The organism is Streptomyces racemochromogenes, from assembly GCF_044129415.1.
Classification (GTDB): domain Bacteria; phylum Actinomycetota; class Actinomycetes; order Streptomycetales; family Streptomycetaceae; genus Streptomyces; species Streptomyces racemochromogenes_A.
The window spans coordinates 1-13,987 of sequence record NZ_JBBDHD010000153.1; the positions used below are offsets into that span (position 1 = coordinate 1).

The window sequence follows — 13,987 nt, forward strand, 5'->3', positions numbered from 1 at the left end:
CGTGTCGCTGATCTGGTCAGCGATCTTGTCGGGGTGACCCTCGGTCACGGACTCCGAGGTGAACAGACGACGGGACACAATGCTCCCTGGGGTTGCAGCGGCTGCTGGCTGATCATTTGGCGGAACGATACCGGGGGCTGCGCCCGATCACGTTCCAGATGCAGTTTATCGGTCGCCACCGTACGCCGGACCACCCGTCTCGCCTTATGGGAGCCGTGTGACCTGCGGCACTCCATTCTGGCGTACCGCTTTCCCGGCGAGAAGAGCGACGCTCAGGCGCGTCGGAGCCCGCCGGGGTGCGTGAGACGCGGCGCGACCTGGTCCCAGATGACGTCCGCCAGCACCTCCTTCGGGCCATGGGGAACCTGCACCTCACTGCCATCGGACGCCAGGATCACAGCCTCGTTCTCCTCGGATCCGAAGGTCTTGCCGACGCCGACCTCGTTGACGACGAGGAGGTCGCACCCCTTGCGGCGGAGCTTGGCCCGGCCGTTGTCGAGCACGTCGTCCGTCTCGGCGGCGAATCCGACGACGACCTGGCCCTCCCGGGCGCGCTCGGCGGAGATCTCGGCGAGGACGTCGGGGTTGCGCACGAGCGTCACCGGATCGGGGTCACGCCCGTCCTGCTTCTTGATCTTGCCGTCGGCGTACGCGGCGGGCCGGAAATCGGCGACGGCTGCGGCCATCACCACGGCGTCGGCGTCGGCGGCCGCCTTGAGCACCGCCTCGCGCAGCTGGAGGGCCGTGCCCACGCGGACGACGTCCGCCCCCGCCGGGTCGGCCAGCGCGGTGTTGGCGGCGATCAGGGTGACCCGGGCCCCGCGGGCCACAGCGGTACGGGCCAGCGCGTAGCCCTGCTTGCCGGAGGAGCGGTTGCCGAGGAAGCGGACCGGGTCCAGGGGCTCGCGGGTGCCGCCGGCGCTGATGACCACGTGCCGTCCGGCCAGGTCGGGGGCGGCCGCGGCGCGGCCGGGACCGCTCCGGCGCAGGACGCCGCGGCAGACCTCGAAGATCTCCTCCGGGTCGGGCAGCCGGCCCTTGCCGGTGTCCTTGCCGGTCAGCCGCCCGACGGCGGGCTCGATGACCACGGCGCCGCGCCGGCGCAGCGTGGCGACGTTCTCCTGGGTGGCGGGGTGCTCCCACATCTCGGTGTGCATCGCGGGGGCGAAGACGACCGGGCAGCGGGCGGTGAGCAGGGTGTTCGTGAGGAGGTCGTCCGCCAGGCCGTGGGCGGCCTTGGCCAGCATGTCGGCGGTGGCCGGGGCGACGACGACGAGGTCGGCGCTCTGGCCGATGCGCACGTGCGGCACCTCGTCGACGCTCTCCCACACCTCCGTGGAGGCCGGGTTCCCGGAGAGCGCGGCCCAGGTGGCCTCGCCGACGAAGTTCAGGGACGCCGCCGTCGGCACCACCCGCACCTCGTGCCCGGACTCGGTCAGCCGGCGCAGCAGCTCGCACGCCTTGTAGGCGGCGATCCCGCCGCTGACCCCCAGCACGACCTTCGGCTTGTCCACTGCTTCTCCCGTGATCGGTTGCGTCCTACCTATGACACACCACAGGCCCGGCAGCCGTGCTGCCGGGCCTGTGGTGTGCGATGTCGTGCCTTACTGGGCCGGGGCCTCGATGGCCTCGGAGGTCAGAAGACCGGCGTTGATCTCGCGCAGGGCGATCGAGAGCGGCTTCTCGTGGACGTGGGTGTCCACCAGCGGGCCGACGTACTCCAGCAGGCCCTCACCGAGCTGCGAGTAGTACGCGTTGATCTGACGCGCACGCTTGGCCGCGTAGATCACGAGGCTGTACTTCGAGTCAGTGGCCTCAAGCAGCTCGTCGATCGGCGGGTTGATGATGCCCTCGGGCGCGGTGATGGAAGAGGACACGCTCTACCTTCCGAAGATGGATAAAAGATCAGACAACTTCCATCAAGGCTAGCAGCTCACGGGCTACGTCCTCGACGGAGGTGTTGACCAGGGTGGTGTCGAACTCGGACTCGGCAGCGAGTTCGACCTTGGCGGTGTCGAGCCGGCGCTCGATGACCTCGGCGGTCTCGGTGCCGCGGCCGGTGAGCCGGCGGACCAGTTCGTCCCAGCTCGGCGGGGCCAGGAAGACCAGCTGGGCCTCCGGCATCGACTCGCGGACGAGCCGCGCGCCCTGGAGGTCGATCTCCAGGAGTACCGGCTCGCCGTTGTCGAGGCGCTCCAGTACCGCGCCGCGTGGTGTGCCGTAGCGGTTGCCCGCGAACTCGGCCCACTCCAGCAGCTCGCCGTTGGCGATCAGCTTGTCGAACTCGTCGTCGTTGACGAAGAAGTACTGGACTCCGTGTCGCTCACCGGGCCGCGGCTTGCGGGTGGTGGCCGACACCGAGAGCCAGACCTCGGGGTGGACCTTGCGCATATGCGCGACGACCGTGCTCTTGCCGACCCCCGAGGGGCCGGAGAGCACGGTCAGCCGCGGACGAACCTCTGCTGCCATAGAGCGATTATCCAGGTTCTCGGGACTGCCTGAGAACGCCGGGAGAACTTCGGGCGACGCCTCAGGCGCCGCTACCGCCGAACTCGCGCTCCAGAGAGGCGATCTGGTTGGAGCCGAGACCTCGGACACGCCGGGACTCGGAGATGCCGAGGCGCTCCATGATCTGCTTGGCGCGGACCTTGCCGACGCCGGGCAGCGACTCAAGAAGGGCGGAGACCTTCATCTTGCCGATGACGTCGTTCTCCTGGCCCGTCTTGATGACGTCGTGGAGCGAGGCGCCGGAGTGCTTGAGTCGATTCTTCACCTCGGCCCGCTCCCGGCGAGCCGCGGCGGCCTTTTCGAGCGCTGCTGCGCGCTGTTCAGGGGTAAGGGGCGGAAGAGCCACGCCTACGTCACCTCGGATGTCGAACTGTCGGATACGGACCGGCGAGGAGCCCTCGGGCACCACGCCGGGCGAGCTCCCGAACAGCGATGGAACTCGTTCGCTGCACGTTCACTCTGGTCGGAGACTAGCGGCCAAGGCCGCTCCAGTCAGCGAGAACGGACGAAAAGTCCTGGTCAGCCTCCACTGAACCGTACATCACGGACAAAGTACCCCGGTTTTGTCCGAGGAAAGACGTTCGATTCTCGTCAGTCCGTGCCCAGCCCGTGCTCAGCGCCGGTCCGCCACCCCCTCCGGTCAGGCCGCGACGGCCTCCCGGATCTCGTCCGCGAACCGCTTCGCGGAGGCCCGCAGGGCGGCGGCGTCCGGTCCGTGCCCGAGGACCCCCCGGGACACGTTCGGGACCACGTTGCCCACGGCCGCGCCGAAGACCGACGGGAGGTCGGCCGCGGTCGCGCCCTGGGCACCGATACCGGGGGCCAGCAGCGGACCGTTGATGTCCAGGTCGAAGGAGGACAGGTCGCCGAGGGTCGCGCCGACCACCGCGCCGAAGGAGCCCATCGGATCCGCTCCGGCGTTCTCCGCCGCCAGGTGCGCCAGCATGGTGGCCCCGATCGAACGGCCGTCCTCGCGCACCGCCCGCTGGACCTCCGCGCCCTCCGGGTTGGAGGTCAGCGCCAGCACGAACAGGCCCGCGCCGGACTCGCGCGCCAGGTCCACGGCCGGCTTCAGCGAGCCGTAGCCCAGGTACGGGGAGACCGTCAGCGCGTCCGAGAACAGCGGGGAGGAGGGGTCCAGGAAGGCGGAGGCGTACGCGGCCATCGTGGAGCCGATGTCGCCGCGCTTGGCGTCCATGACCACCAGGGTCCCGGCCGCCCGGGCGTCGGCCACGGTGCGCTCCAGCACCGCGACGCCGCGCGAGCCGAACCGCTCGAAGAAGGCGGCCTGCGGCTTGAAGACCGCCACCGAGTCCGCGAGCGCCTCCACGACGGTGCGGGAGAACCGCTCCAGGCCCGCGATGTCGTCCGTCAGGCCCCAGGAGTCCAGCAGGGCCGCGTGCGGGTCGATGCCGACGCACAGGGGGCCGCGCGCGTCCATCGCGGCGCGCAGACGGGCTCCGAAGGGGGTCACGGGGGTCTGGGAGGTCACTGGGCGGCCTTTCGGGTCTCGGCGCCCACGGCCTCGGCCAGGGTCGCGTACGGGCTGGCGGCCAGGCGTGCGGCAAGGCCCTTGTGGATGGCACGGGCGTAGAACGGGCCCTCGTAGATGAAGGCGCTGTAGCCCTGGATCAGGGTGGCGCCCGCCAGGATGCGCTGCCAGGCGTCCTCGGCGTTCTCGATGCCCCCGACGCCGACCAGGGTGATCCGGTCGCCCACGCGCGCGTACAGGCGGCGCAGGACCTCCAGGGAGCGCTCCTTGACCGGGGCGCCGGAGAGCCCGCCGGTCTCCTTGACCAGGGCCGGGTCGGAGTTCAGGCCCAGGCCGTCGCGGGCGATGGTGGTGTTGGTGGCGATGATGCCGTCCAGGCCGAGCTCCAGGGCCAGGTCGGCGACCGCGTCCACGTCCTCGTCGGCCAGGTCCGGGGCGATCTTGACCAGCAGCGGGACGCGGCGGCCGGTGACCGAGCGGTCGGCGGCCTCGCGCACGGCCGTGAGCAGCGGGCGCAGGGACTCCGTGGCCTGGAGGTTGCGCAGGCCCGGAGTGTTGGGCGAGGAGACGTTGACGACCAGGTAGTCGGCGTGGCGGGCGAGGCGCTCGGTGGAGAGGACGTAGTCGGCGGCGGCCTCGGCCTCCGGCACGACCTTGGTCTTGCCGATGTTGACGCCGACCACCGTCTTGAAGACCGGGTTGCGGGCCGCCAGGCGGGCCGCGACGGCCTCGGAGCCCTCGTTGTTGAAGCCCATGCGGTTGATCAGCGCCCGGTCGGGGACCAGGCGGAAGAGCCGCTTCTTGGGGTTGCCGGGCTGGGCCTGGCCGGTGACGGTGCCGATCTCGACGTGGTCGAAGCCGAGCATCGCCATGCCGTCGATGGCGACGGCGTTCTTGTCGAACCCGGCCGCGAGCCCGAACGGCCCGTGCATGCGCAGGCCCAGGGCCTCGGTGCGCAGGCCCTCGTAGCGGGGGGCCAGGGCCGCGGCGACGAAGGTGCGCAGCACGGGGGTGCGGGCGGCGAGGCGGATCCAGCGGAAGGCCGTGTAGTGGGCCTTCTCGGGGTCCATCCGCTTGAAGACCAGGTTGAAGAACAGTTTGTACATCGTCTGAAAAGTCCCTTCTGCGCTCACGAAGAGGGGGACACCCGGCGCGGATCGCGCGTCCGGTGTCCCCCTCTCCCCTACGGGCTGCTAGTCGCGGGAGGCGTTCAGGTGCTCCGCGTGCTCCTGGAGGGAGCGCACGCCGACCTCGCCGCGGCCCAGCGCGTCGATGCCCTGGACGGCGGCGGCGAGCGCCTGGACCGTCGTCAGGCACGGGACGCCGCGCGCCACGGCCGCCGTGCGGATCTCGTAGCCGTCGAGGCGGCCCCCGGTGCCGTACGGGGTGTTGACGATGAGGTCGACCTGGCCGTCGTGGATCAGCTGGACGACGGTCTTCTCGCCGTTCGGGCCCTCGCCCTCGCTGAGCTTGCGCACGACGGTGGCGTTGATGCCGTTGCGCTTGAGGACCTCGGCGGTGCCGGAGGTGGCCAGCAGCTCGAAGCCGTGGGCGACGAGCTCGCGGGCCGGGAAGACCATCGAGCGCTTGTCGCGGTTGGCGACCGAGATGAAGGCGCGGCCCTTGGTCGGCAGCGGGCCGTAGGCGCCGGCCTGCGACTTGGCGTACGCCGTGCCGAAGACCGAGTCGATGCCCATGACCTCGCCGGTGGAGCGCATCTCCGGGCCGAGGACGGTGTCGACGCCGCGGCCCTGGATGTCGCGGAAGCGCGACCACGGCATGACGGCCTCCTTGACGGAGATCGGCGCGTCCAGCGGCAGGGTGCCGCCGTCGCCCTCCTTGGGCAGCATGCCCTCGGCGCGCAGCTCGGCGATGGTGGCGCCGAGACCGATGCGCGCGGCCGCCTTCGCGAGCGGGACGGCGGTGGCCTTCGAGGTGAAGGGCACGGTCCGGGAGGCGCGCGGGTTGGCCTCCAGGACGTAGAGGATGTCGCCGGCCATCGCGAACTGGATGTTGATCAGGCCGCGGACGCCGACGCCCTTGGCGATGGCCTCGGTGGAGGCGCGCAGGCGCTTGATGTCGTAGCCGCCGAGGGTGATCGGGGGCAGGGCGCAGGCCGAGTCGCCGGAGTGGATGCCGGCTTCCTCGATGTGCTCCATCACGCCGCCGAGGTAGAGCTCCTCGCCGTCGTAGAGGGCGTCCACGTCGATCTCGATGGCGTCGTCGAGGAACCGGTCGACCAGCACGGGGCGGGTCGGGGAGATCTCGGTCGACTCCGCGATGTACGACTCCAGGCGGGTCTCGTCGTAGACGATCTCCATGCCGCGGCCGCCGAGCACGTAGGACGGGCGGACGAGGACCGGGTAGCCGATCTCGTCGGCGATCGCCTTCGCGCCGGCGAAGGTGGTGGCGGTGCCGTGCTTGGGGGCGGGCAGGCCGGCCTCGGCGAGGACGCGGCCGAAGGCGCCGCGGTCCTCGGCGGCGTGGATGGCCTCGGGCGAGGTGCCGACGACCGGGACGCCGTTGTCCTTGAGGGCCTGGGCGAGACCGAGGGGGGTCTGGCCGCCGAGCTGGACGACGACGCCGGCGATGGGGCCGGCCAGCGACTCGGCGTGGACGATCTCCAGCACGTCTTCGAGCGTCAGCGGCTCGAAGTACAGGCGGTCGGAGGTGTCGTAGTCCGTCGAGACGGTCTCGGGGTTGCAGTTGACCATCACGGTCTCGTAGCCGGCCTCGCTGAGCGCGAAGGAGGCGTGGACGCAGGAGTAGTCGAACTCGATGCCCTGGCCGATGCGGTTCGGGCCGGAGCCCAGGATGATCACCGCGGGCTTGGTGCGCGGGGCGACCTCGGACTCCTCGTCGTAGGACGAGTAGAAGTACGGGGTCTTCGCGGCGAACTCGGCGGCGCAGGTGTCGACGGTCTTGTAGACCGGGCGGACACCGAGGGCGTGGCGCACCTCGCGGACGACGTCCTCGCGCAGACCGCGGATCTCGGCGATCTGGGCGTCGGAGAAGCCGTGGCGCTTGGCCTCGGCGAGGAGCTCGGGCTCCAGCTTCTCGACGGAGGCCAGCTCGTCGGCGATCTCCTTGATCAGGAAGAGCTGGTCGACGAACCACGGGTCGATCTTCGTGGCCTCGAACACCTCCTCCTGGGTGGCGCCGGCGCGGATGGCCTGCATGACGGTGTTGATGCGGCCGTCGGTCGGGCGGACCGCGACCCGCAGCAGCTCCTCCTTGTCGCCGGGCTCGCCGACGAAGGTGAACTGCGAGCCCTTCTTCTCCAGGGAGCGCAGGGCCTTCTGGAGGGCCTCGGTGAAGTTGCGCCCGATGGCCATGGCCTCGCCCACCGACTTCATGGTGGTGGTGAGGGTGGCGTCGGCGGCCGGGAACTTCTCGAAGGCGAAGCGCGGGGCCTTGACGACGACGTAGTCGAGGGTCGGCTCGAAGGAGGCCGGCGTCTTCTCGGTGATGTCGTTGGGGACCTCGTCCAGCGTGTAGCCGATGGCCAGCTTGGCGGCGATCTTGGCGATCGGGAAGCCGGTGGCCTTCGACGCGAGCGCCGACGAACGGGACACGCGCGGGTTCATCTCGATGACGATGACGCGGCCGTCGTCCGGGTTGATCGCGAACTGGATGTTGCAGCCGCCGGTGTCGACGCCGACCTCGCGGATGATCGCGATGCCGATGTCGCGCAGCCGCTGGTACTCGCGGTCGGTGAGGGTCATCGCCGGGGCGACGGTGATGGAGTCGCCGGTGTGGACGCCCATCGGGTCGAAGTTCTCGATGGAGCAGACGACGACCACGTTGTCCTTGGTGTCGCGCATCAGCTCCAGCTCGTACTCCTTCCAGCCGAGGATGGACTCCTCCAGGAGCACCTCGGTGGTCGGGGAGAGCGTGAGGCCCTGGCCGGCGATGCGGCGCAGTTCTTCCTCGTCGTGGGCGAAGCCGGAGCCGGCGCCGCCCATGGTGAAGGACGGGCGGACGACGACGGGGTAGCCGCCGAGGGTCTCGACGCCCTTGAGGACGTCGTCCATCGAGTGGCAGATGACCGAGCGGGCGGACTCGCCGTGGCCGATCTTGGCCTTGACGGCCTCGACGACGCCCTTGAAGAGGTCGCGGTCCTCGCCCTTGTTGATGGCCTCGACGTTGGCGCCGATGAGCTCGACGCCGTACTTCTCCAGCACACCCTGCTCGTGCATGGAGATGGCCGTGTTGAGGGCCGTCTGGCCGCCGAGGGTGGGCAGGAGCGCGTCGGGGCGCTCCTTGGCGATGATCTTCTCGACGAACTCGGGGGTGATCGGCTCGACGTACGTGGCGTCGGCGATCTCCGGGTCGGTCATGATCGTCGCGGGGTTGGAGTTCACCAGGATGACCCGCAGGCCCTCGGCCTTGAGGATGCGGCAGGCCTGGGTGCCGGAGTAGTCGAACTCGGCGGCCTGGCCGATGACGATCGGGCCGGAGCCGATGACCAGGACGGACTGGATATCGGTGCGCTTAGGCACGCTCGGCCTCCATAAGGCTGACGAAGCGGTCGAAGAGGTAGGCGGCATCGTGCGGGCCGGCGGCCGCTTCGGGGTGGTACTGGACGCTGAAGGCCGGCTGGTCGAGCAGCTGGAGGCCTTCGACGACGTTGTCGTTCAGGCAGACGTGGGAGACCTCGGCGCGGCCGAAGGGGGTCTCGGAGACCTTGTCGAGGGGCGCGTCGACGGCGAAGCCGTGGTTGTGCGCGGTGACCTCGACCTTGCCGGTGGTGCGGTCCTGGACCGGCTGGTTGATGCCGCGGTGGCCGTACTTCAGCTTGTAGGTGCCGAAGCCGAGCGCGCGGCCCAGGATCTGGTTGCCGAAGCAGATGCCGAAGAGCGGGGTCTTGCGCTCCAGGACGCCCCGCATGACGGCCACGGGGCCGTCGGCGGTGGCCGGGTCACCCGGGCCGTTGGAGAAGAAGACGCCGTCCGGGTTCACCGCGTAGACGTCCTCGACGGTGGCGGTGGCGGGCAGCACGTGCACCTCGATGCCGCGCTCGGCCATCCGGTGCGGGGTCATGCCCTTGATGCCGAGGTCGACGGCGGCGACGGTGAAGCGCTTCTCGCCGATCGCGGGGACGACGTACGCCTCCTTGGTGGCGACCTCGGCGGAGAGGTTCGCGCCCTTCATCTGCGGCTGCGCCTGCACCTTCGCGAGCAGGGCCGCGTCGGTCGCGCTGTTGACGAGCTCCTCGCCGGAGAAGATGCCGACGCGCATGGCGCCGCGCTCGCGGAGGTGGCGGGTCAGGGCGCGGGTGTCGACGCCGCTGATGCCGACGACGCCCTGCTTGACCAGCTCCTCGTCCAGCGAGCGCTGCGAGCGCCAGTTGGACGGGACGCGCGCGGGGTCGCGCACGACGTAGCCGGAGACCCAGATGCGGGAGGACTCGGGGTCCTCGTCGTTGACGCCGGTGTTGCCCACGTGGGGGGCGGTCATCACGACGACCTGCCGGTGGTACGACGGGTCGGTGAGGGTCTCCTGGTAGCCGGTCATGCCGGTGGAGAACACGGCCTCGCCGAAGGTCTCCCCCACTGCGCCGTAGGCGCGGCCGCGGAAGATCCGGCCGTCCTCCAGGACGAGTACGGCGGGAGCTTTGGCTGCTCCCCTGGTGGAGGTCGTCATCGTTCGGCGCCTTCCGTCGTGATGGATTGGTTCATGGAGTTGATGGCCTCGACCCAGGCCGCGTGTTCGGCGGCCCGGTCGGAGCGGAATCCGGAGTCGATCAGCTTGTCGCCGTGCGCCCAGGTGACGACGAGCAGACCGCCTTCGGTGAGTACCTTGCCCGCGATTCCCTTGTCGAGGCGGGCGCCGCGCAGCTGCGGGGCCGGTACGAAGAAGTCGGTGGCACCCGGACGGACCACGTCGAGGCCCGCGTCGGTGAGGGTGAGCTCCACGCGGCTGCGCACCCCCAGACCGTGGGCGACGATCCGGTCGAGCCACTGCCCGGCGGTGGTGGACCCGTGGTACCGGCCGGTCAGGGCCAGCCGGTGCTCGGGAAGACCGCCGGGGGCGGCGGGCAGCTCCGGCAGATCGCTCTGCAGGGTGCCGCGCCATTTCCAGCCCTGCCGCATCAGCCAGTAGACGAACGCGATGAAGACGAGCAGACCGATCACCCACGCGATGCGGGCGCCCCAGTCCGTCACCTCCGCCGACTGTCGTTCGGCGGCCTCGGCGGCCAGTTGGATCACTGCAGGTGTCACGCGAGTTTCCCGTCCACGACCGTTGCCCGGCCCCGCAGGAAGGTGTGAGTGACGCGCCCCGGCAGCTCGCGGCCCTCGTAGGGCGTGTTGCGGCTGCGGGAGGCGAAGTGTGCGGGGTCCACGACACCACGGTACGAGGTATCGACCAAGGTCAGGTTCGCGGGTTCACCTGCCGAGACGGGCCGGCCGTGCTGGTGGGACAGGCCGCCGATGCGGGCGGGGGCGAAGGACATGCGCTCGGCGACGCCGGCCCAGTCCAGCATGCCGGTCTCCACCATGGTCTGCTGGACGACAGAGAGCGCGGTCTCCAGGCCCACCATGCCCATGGCGGCGGCGGCCCACTCGCAGTCCTTGTCCTCGTGCGGGTGCGGGGCGTGGTCGGTGGCGACGATGTCGATCGTGCCGTCGGCGAGCGCCTCGCGCAGGGCCATCACGTCGCGCTCGGTGCGCAGCGGCGGGTTGACCTTGTAGACCGGGTTGTACGAGCGCACCAGCTCGTCGGTGAGGAGCAGGTGGTGCGGGGTGACCTCGGCGGTGACGTCGATGCCGCGGGACTTGGCCCAGCGGACGATCTCGACGGAGCCGGCGGTGGAGAGGTGGCAGATGTGCACGCGGGAACCGACGTGCTCGGCGAGGAGGACGTCGCGGGCGATGATCGACTCCTCGGCGACGGCGGGCCAGCCGCCCAGGCCCAGCTCCGCGGAGACGGTGCCCTCGTTCATCTGGGCGCCCTCGGTCAGGCGGGGCTCCTGGGCGTGCTGGGCGACGACGCCGCCGAAGGCCTTCACGTACTCCAGGGCACGGCGCATGATCACGGCGTCGTCCACGCACTTGCCGTCGTCGGAGAAGACGGTGACGCGGGCGGCGGACTCGTGCATGGCGCCCAGCTCGGAGAGCTTCTTGCCCTCCAGGCCGACGGTGACGGCGCCGATGGGCTGCACGTCGCAGTAGCCGGACTCCTTGCCCAGGCGCCAGACCTGCTCGACGACGCCGGCGGTGTCGGCGACCGGGAAGGTGTTGGCCATGGCGAAGACGGCGGTGTAGCCGCCCGAGGCGGCGGCGCGGGTGCCGGTGAGGACGGTCTCGGAGTCCTCGCGGCCGGGCTCGCGCAGGTGGGTGTGCAGGTCGACGAGGCCCGGGAGGAGGATCCGGCCCTCGGCCTCGATGACGGTGTCGACGCCCTCGGCGGACAGGCCGGTGCCGACCTGCGCGATGGTCTCGCCGTCGATCAGGACGTCCTGCGGCGCGCCGCCGAGGATCTGCGCACCGCGGATAAGGGTCTTGCTCATGGTTACTTGTTCTCCTCGGTGCGGGCGGTGGTGACGGCGGGCTCGGAGCCTCCGAGCAGCAGGTACAGGACGGCCATGCGGATCGAGACGCCGTTGGCGACCTGCTCGACGACCGTGCAGCGGTCGGAGTCGGCGACCTCGGCGGTGATCTCCATGCCGCGGACCATGGGGCCGGGGTGCATCACGATGGCGTGCTCGGGCATCCGGGCCATGCGGCCGGCGTCGAGGCCGTAGCGGCGGGAGTACTCGCGCTCGGTCGGGAAGAACGCGGCGTTCATCCGCTCGCGCTGGACGCGCAGCATCATGACCGCGTCGGACTTCGGCAGCACGTCGTCCAGGCTGTACGAGACCTCGCAGGGCCAGTTCTCGACGCCGACCGGCACCAGGGTGGGCGGGGCGACGAGGGTGACCTCGGCGCCGAGGGTGTGCAGCAGGTCGACGTTGGAACGGGCCACGCGGCTGTGCAGGACGTCGCCGACGATGGTGATCCGGCGGCCGTCGAGGCCCTTGCCGATGCCGGCGTCCCGGCCGACCAGGCGGCGGCGCATGGTGAAGGCGTCGAGCAGGGCCTGGGTGGGGTGCTGGTGGGTGCCGTCGCCTGCGTTGATCACCGGGGCGTCGATCCAGCCGGAGTTGGCCAGCCGGTAGGGGGCGCCGGAGGCGTGGTGGCGGATGACGACCGCGTCGACGCCCATGGCCTCCAGGGTCTGGGCGGTGTCCTTGAGGGACTCGCCCTTGGAGACGCTGGAGCCCTTGGCGGCGAAGTTGATGACGTCGGCGGAGAGGCGCTTCTCGGCGGCTTCGAAGGAGATCCGGGTACGGGTCGAGTCCTCGAAGAACAGGTTGCAGATCGTTCGGCCGCGCAGGGTGGGCAGCTTCTTTATCGGCCGGTCGGCGACGCGGGCCATCTCCTCGGCGGTGTCGAGGATGAGGACGGCGTCGTCGCGCGTGAGGTCGGCGGCCGAGATGAGGTGGCGCTTCATCTGGGTGCTCCGTAAGTCGGGAGGGCAGGCAGGCGGTGCTGACGGTGGTGCGGGCAGGGCAGGCCGCGGCACGGACCCCGTCGCGGGGGCCCGTATCCGGGTGGGCTACTGCGCTGCTGCCTGGACGGTCCGCTGGCCGAGCAGTACGGCGTCGCGGCCGTCCTCCTCCTGGAGCTGGACCTTGACGGTCTCCCGCAGCGAGGTGGGCAGGTTCTTGCCCACGTAGTCGGCGCGGATCGGAAGTTCACGGTGGCCGCGGTCGACGAGGACCGCGAGCTGGACGGCGCGGGGACGGCCGAGGTCGCCGAGGGCGTCGAGGGCTGCACGGATGGTGCGGCCGGAGAAGAGCACGTCGTCGACGAGGACCACGAGACGGCCGTCGATGTCGTCGCCGGGGATCTCGGTGCGGCCGATGGCCCGGGCGGGCTTCATCCGCAGGTCGTCGCGGTACATGGTGATGTCGAGGGATCCGACCGGGATCTTCGTCCCGGTGATCTCCTCCAGCTTGGCGGCCAGCCGGCGGGCGAGGTGGACACCGCGGGTGGGAATGCCGAGGAGCACCACGTCGTCGGCGCCCTTGGCGCGTTCGACGATCTCGTGGGCGATACGGGTCAGGACCCGGACGATGTCCTGCGCCTCCAGTACGGGGCGCATCGCTTCATCGGGAGCTACCTGGGAAACCTGGCTGTCCATGAAGAGGACCTCCTTCTCCGCCTCACGGGACGGACCTTAAAGGACGTCTGCTGTACGCCGACCACCGTACCAGGGCCGTGCGGCCGCCCGCGCACCGGGCCCGCGCGCTCCCCCTCGCAGAGGGCGCCGGTGACCATTCGGCTTGACGCATCCACGTAACGCTGCGTAACCTCACAGTGAGTTACCAGCCGCGCGGCGGAGCCGCACGTCACAGCGTCCGGGAGCGTTATGTCCAGCGAATACGCCAAACAGCTCGGGGCCAAGCTCCGCGCCATCCGCACCCAGCAGGGCCTCTCCCTCCACGGTGTCGAGGAGAAGTCCCAGGGCCGTTGGAAGGCCGTGGTGGTCGGTTCGTACGAGCGCGGGGACCGCGCCGTGACGGTCCAGCGCCTCGCCGAGCTGGCGGACTTCTACGGGGTTCCGGTCCAGGAACTGCTGCCGGGCACGACCCCCGGCGGTGCCGCCGAGCCGCCGCCGAAGCTGCGCCTCGACCTGGAGCGCCTGGCGGGCGTCCCCGCCGAGAAGGCCGGCCCGCTCCAGCGCTACGCGGCCACCATCCAGAGCCAGCGCGGCGACTACAACGGCAAGGTGCTGTCGATCCGCCAGGACGACCTGCGCACCCTGGCCGTCATCTACGACCAGTCCCCCTCGGTCCTGACCGAGCAGCTGATCAGCTGGGGCGTCCTGGACGCCGACGCGCGCCGCGCCGTGGCCCACGAGGACATCTAGTCCCGTCCCCCGGGCCGGGGCCGGCCACCAGCAGAAACGTACCGGCGGGTGCCGGGACCCCCAGGGGTC

14 protein-coding genes are annotated in these 13,987 nt (G+C 70.7%); 1 reads left to right on the forward strand and 13 read right to left on the reverse strand.

Annotation, left to right across the window (positions count from 1 at the left end; genetic code table 11):
• From WDV06_RS32765 to pyrR, 13 genes are all read right to left on the reverse strand, one after another.
• Positions 1–78, reverse strand: a 78-nt coding sequence (locus WDV06_RS32765) for an S-adenosylmethionine synthetase N-terminal domain-containing protein (protein WP_225845865.1), incomplete at its 3' end; no start/stop codon positions are given.
• A 194-nt stretch (positions 79–272) separates the two neighbouring features.
• On the reverse strand, positions 273–1,514 hold the full coding sequence (coaBC, locus tag WDV06_RS32770) for a bifunctional phosphopantothenoylcysteine decarboxylase/phosphopantothenate--cysteine ligase CoaBC (protein WP_395513456.1): 1,242 nt from the start codon (positions 1,512–1,514) through the stop codon (positions 273–275).
• Positions 1,515–1,604: 90 nt separating this feature from the next.
• Positions 1,605–1,877 (reverse strand): DNA-directed RNA polymerase subunit omega, encoded by a 273-nt coding sequence (gene rpoZ, locus WDV06_RS32775; RefSeq protein ID WP_004948662.1) that lies wholly within the window; start codon positions 1,875–1,877, stop codon positions 1,605–1,607.
• 28 nt (positions 1,878–1,905) lie between these two features.
• Positions 1,906–2,469 (reverse strand): guanylate kinase, encoded by a 564-nt coding sequence (gene gmk / locus WDV06_RS32780; RefSeq protein ID WP_079425007.1) that lies wholly within the window; start codon positions 2,467–2,469, stop codon positions 1,906–1,908.
• A 61-nt stretch (positions 2,470–2,530) separates the two neighbouring features.
• The gene (locus tag WDV06_RS32785) at positions 2,531–2,854 is read right to left on the reverse strand and encodes an integration host factor (RefSeq protein WP_030234009.1); all 324 of its coding nucleotides are present in this window, start codon (positions 2,852–2,854) and stop codon (positions 2,531–2,533) included.
• Between the two features lie 294 nt (positions 2,855–3,148).
• Positions 3,149–4,000, reverse strand: coding sequence for an orotidine-5'-phosphate decarboxylase (pyrF, locus tag WDV06_RS32790; RefSeq protein WP_395513457.1), 852 nt, complete (start codon positions 3,998–4,000; stop codon positions 3,149–3,151).
• Positions 3,997–5,106: a quinone-dependent dihydroorotate dehydrogenase gene (locus WDV06_RS32795; protein ID WP_395513458.1), complete on the reverse strand. Its 1,110-nt coding sequence runs from the start codon at positions 5,104–5,106 to the stop codon at positions 3,997–3,999. Before WDV06_RS32795 ends, pyrF begins: the two co-directional genes overlap by 4 nt.
• An 87-nt stretch (positions 5,107–5,193) precedes the next feature.
• Positions 5,194–8,502, reverse strand: coding sequence for a carbamoyl-phosphate synthase large subunit (carB, locus tag WDV06_RS32800; protein WP_395513459.1), 3,309 nt, complete (start codon positions 8,500–8,502; stop codon positions 5,194–5,196).
• Positions 8,495–9,646, reverse strand: coding sequence for a glutamine-hydrolyzing carbamoyl-phosphate synthase small subunit (gene carA / locus WDV06_RS32805; protein WP_395513460.1), 1,152 nt, complete (start codon positions 9,644–9,646; stop codon positions 8,495–8,497). Before carA ends, carB begins: the two co-directional genes overlap by 8 nt.
• Complete coding sequence (locus tag WDV06_RS32810; protein ID WP_395513461.1) at positions 9,643–10,224, reverse strand: PH-like domain-containing protein; 582 nt, start codon at positions 10,222–10,224, stop codon at positions 9,643–9,645. The genes carA and WDV06_RS32810 overlap by 4 nt, the downstream gene beginning before the upstream one ends.
• Positions 10,221–11,513, reverse strand: coding sequence for a dihydroorotase (locus tag WDV06_RS32815; RefSeq protein WP_395513462.1), 1,293 nt, complete (start codon positions 11,511–11,513; stop codon positions 10,221–10,223). The genes WDV06_RS32810 and WDV06_RS32815 overlap by 4 nt, the downstream gene beginning before the upstream one ends.
• A 2-nt stretch (positions 11,514–11,515) precedes the next feature.
• Positions 11,516–12,496 (reverse strand): aspartate carbamoyltransferase catalytic subunit, encoded by a 981-nt coding sequence (locus WDV06_RS32820; protein ID WP_395513463.1) that lies wholly within the window; start codon positions 12,494–12,496, stop codon positions 11,516–11,518.
• 105 nt (positions 12,497–12,601) lie between these two features.
• Complete coding sequence (gene pyrR, locus WDV06_RS32825) at positions 12,602–13,189, reverse strand: bifunctional pyr operon transcriptional regulator/uracil phosphoribosyltransferase PyrR (RefSeq protein WP_395513464.1); 588 nt, start codon at positions 13,187–13,189, stop codon at positions 12,602–12,604.
• Between the two features lie 228 nt (positions 13,190–13,417).
• On the opposite strand from pyrR, the gene bldD reads away from it, so the two are divergent.
• Positions 13,418–13,918, forward strand: coding sequence for a transcriptional regulator BldD (gene bldD, locus WDV06_RS32830; protein ID WP_007263032.1), 501 nt, complete (start codon positions 13,418–13,420; stop codon positions 13,916–13,918).
• Positions 13,919–13,987: the final 69 nt, after the last annotated feature.

What these genes read in the sequence shown, in the direction of transcription:
- gmk (WP_079425007.1), bottom strand. Translation starts at nt 2,469, where the DNA reads ATGGCAGCAGAGGTTCGTCCGCGGCTGACCGTGCTCTCCGGCCCCTCG.
- WDV06_RS32795 (WP_395513458.1), bottom strand. Translation starts at nt 5,106, where the DNA reads ATGTACAAACTGTTCTTCAACCTGGTCTTCAAGCGGATGGACCCCGAG.
- carA (WP_395513460.1), bottom strand. Translation starts at nt 9,646, where the DNA reads ATGACGACCTCCACCAGGGGAGCAGCCAAAGCTCCCGCCGTACTCGTC.
- WDV06_RS32815 (WP_395513462.1), bottom strand. Translation starts at nt 11,513, where the DNA reads ATGAGCAAGACCCTTATCCGCGGTGCGCAGATCCTCGGCGGCGCGCCG.
- WDV06_RS32820 (WP_395513463.1), bottom strand. Translation starts at nt 12,496, where the DNA reads ATGAAGCGCCACCTCATCTCGGCCGCCGACCTCACGCGCGACGACGCC.
- pyrR (WP_395513464.1), bottom strand. Translation starts at nt 13,189, where the DNA reads ATGGACAGCCAGGTTTCCCAGGTAGCTCCCGATGAAGCGATGCGCCCC.
- bldD (WP_007263032.1), top strand. Translation starts at nt 13,418, where the DNA reads ATGTCCAGCGAATACGCCAAACAGCTCGGGGCCAAGCTCCGCGCCATC.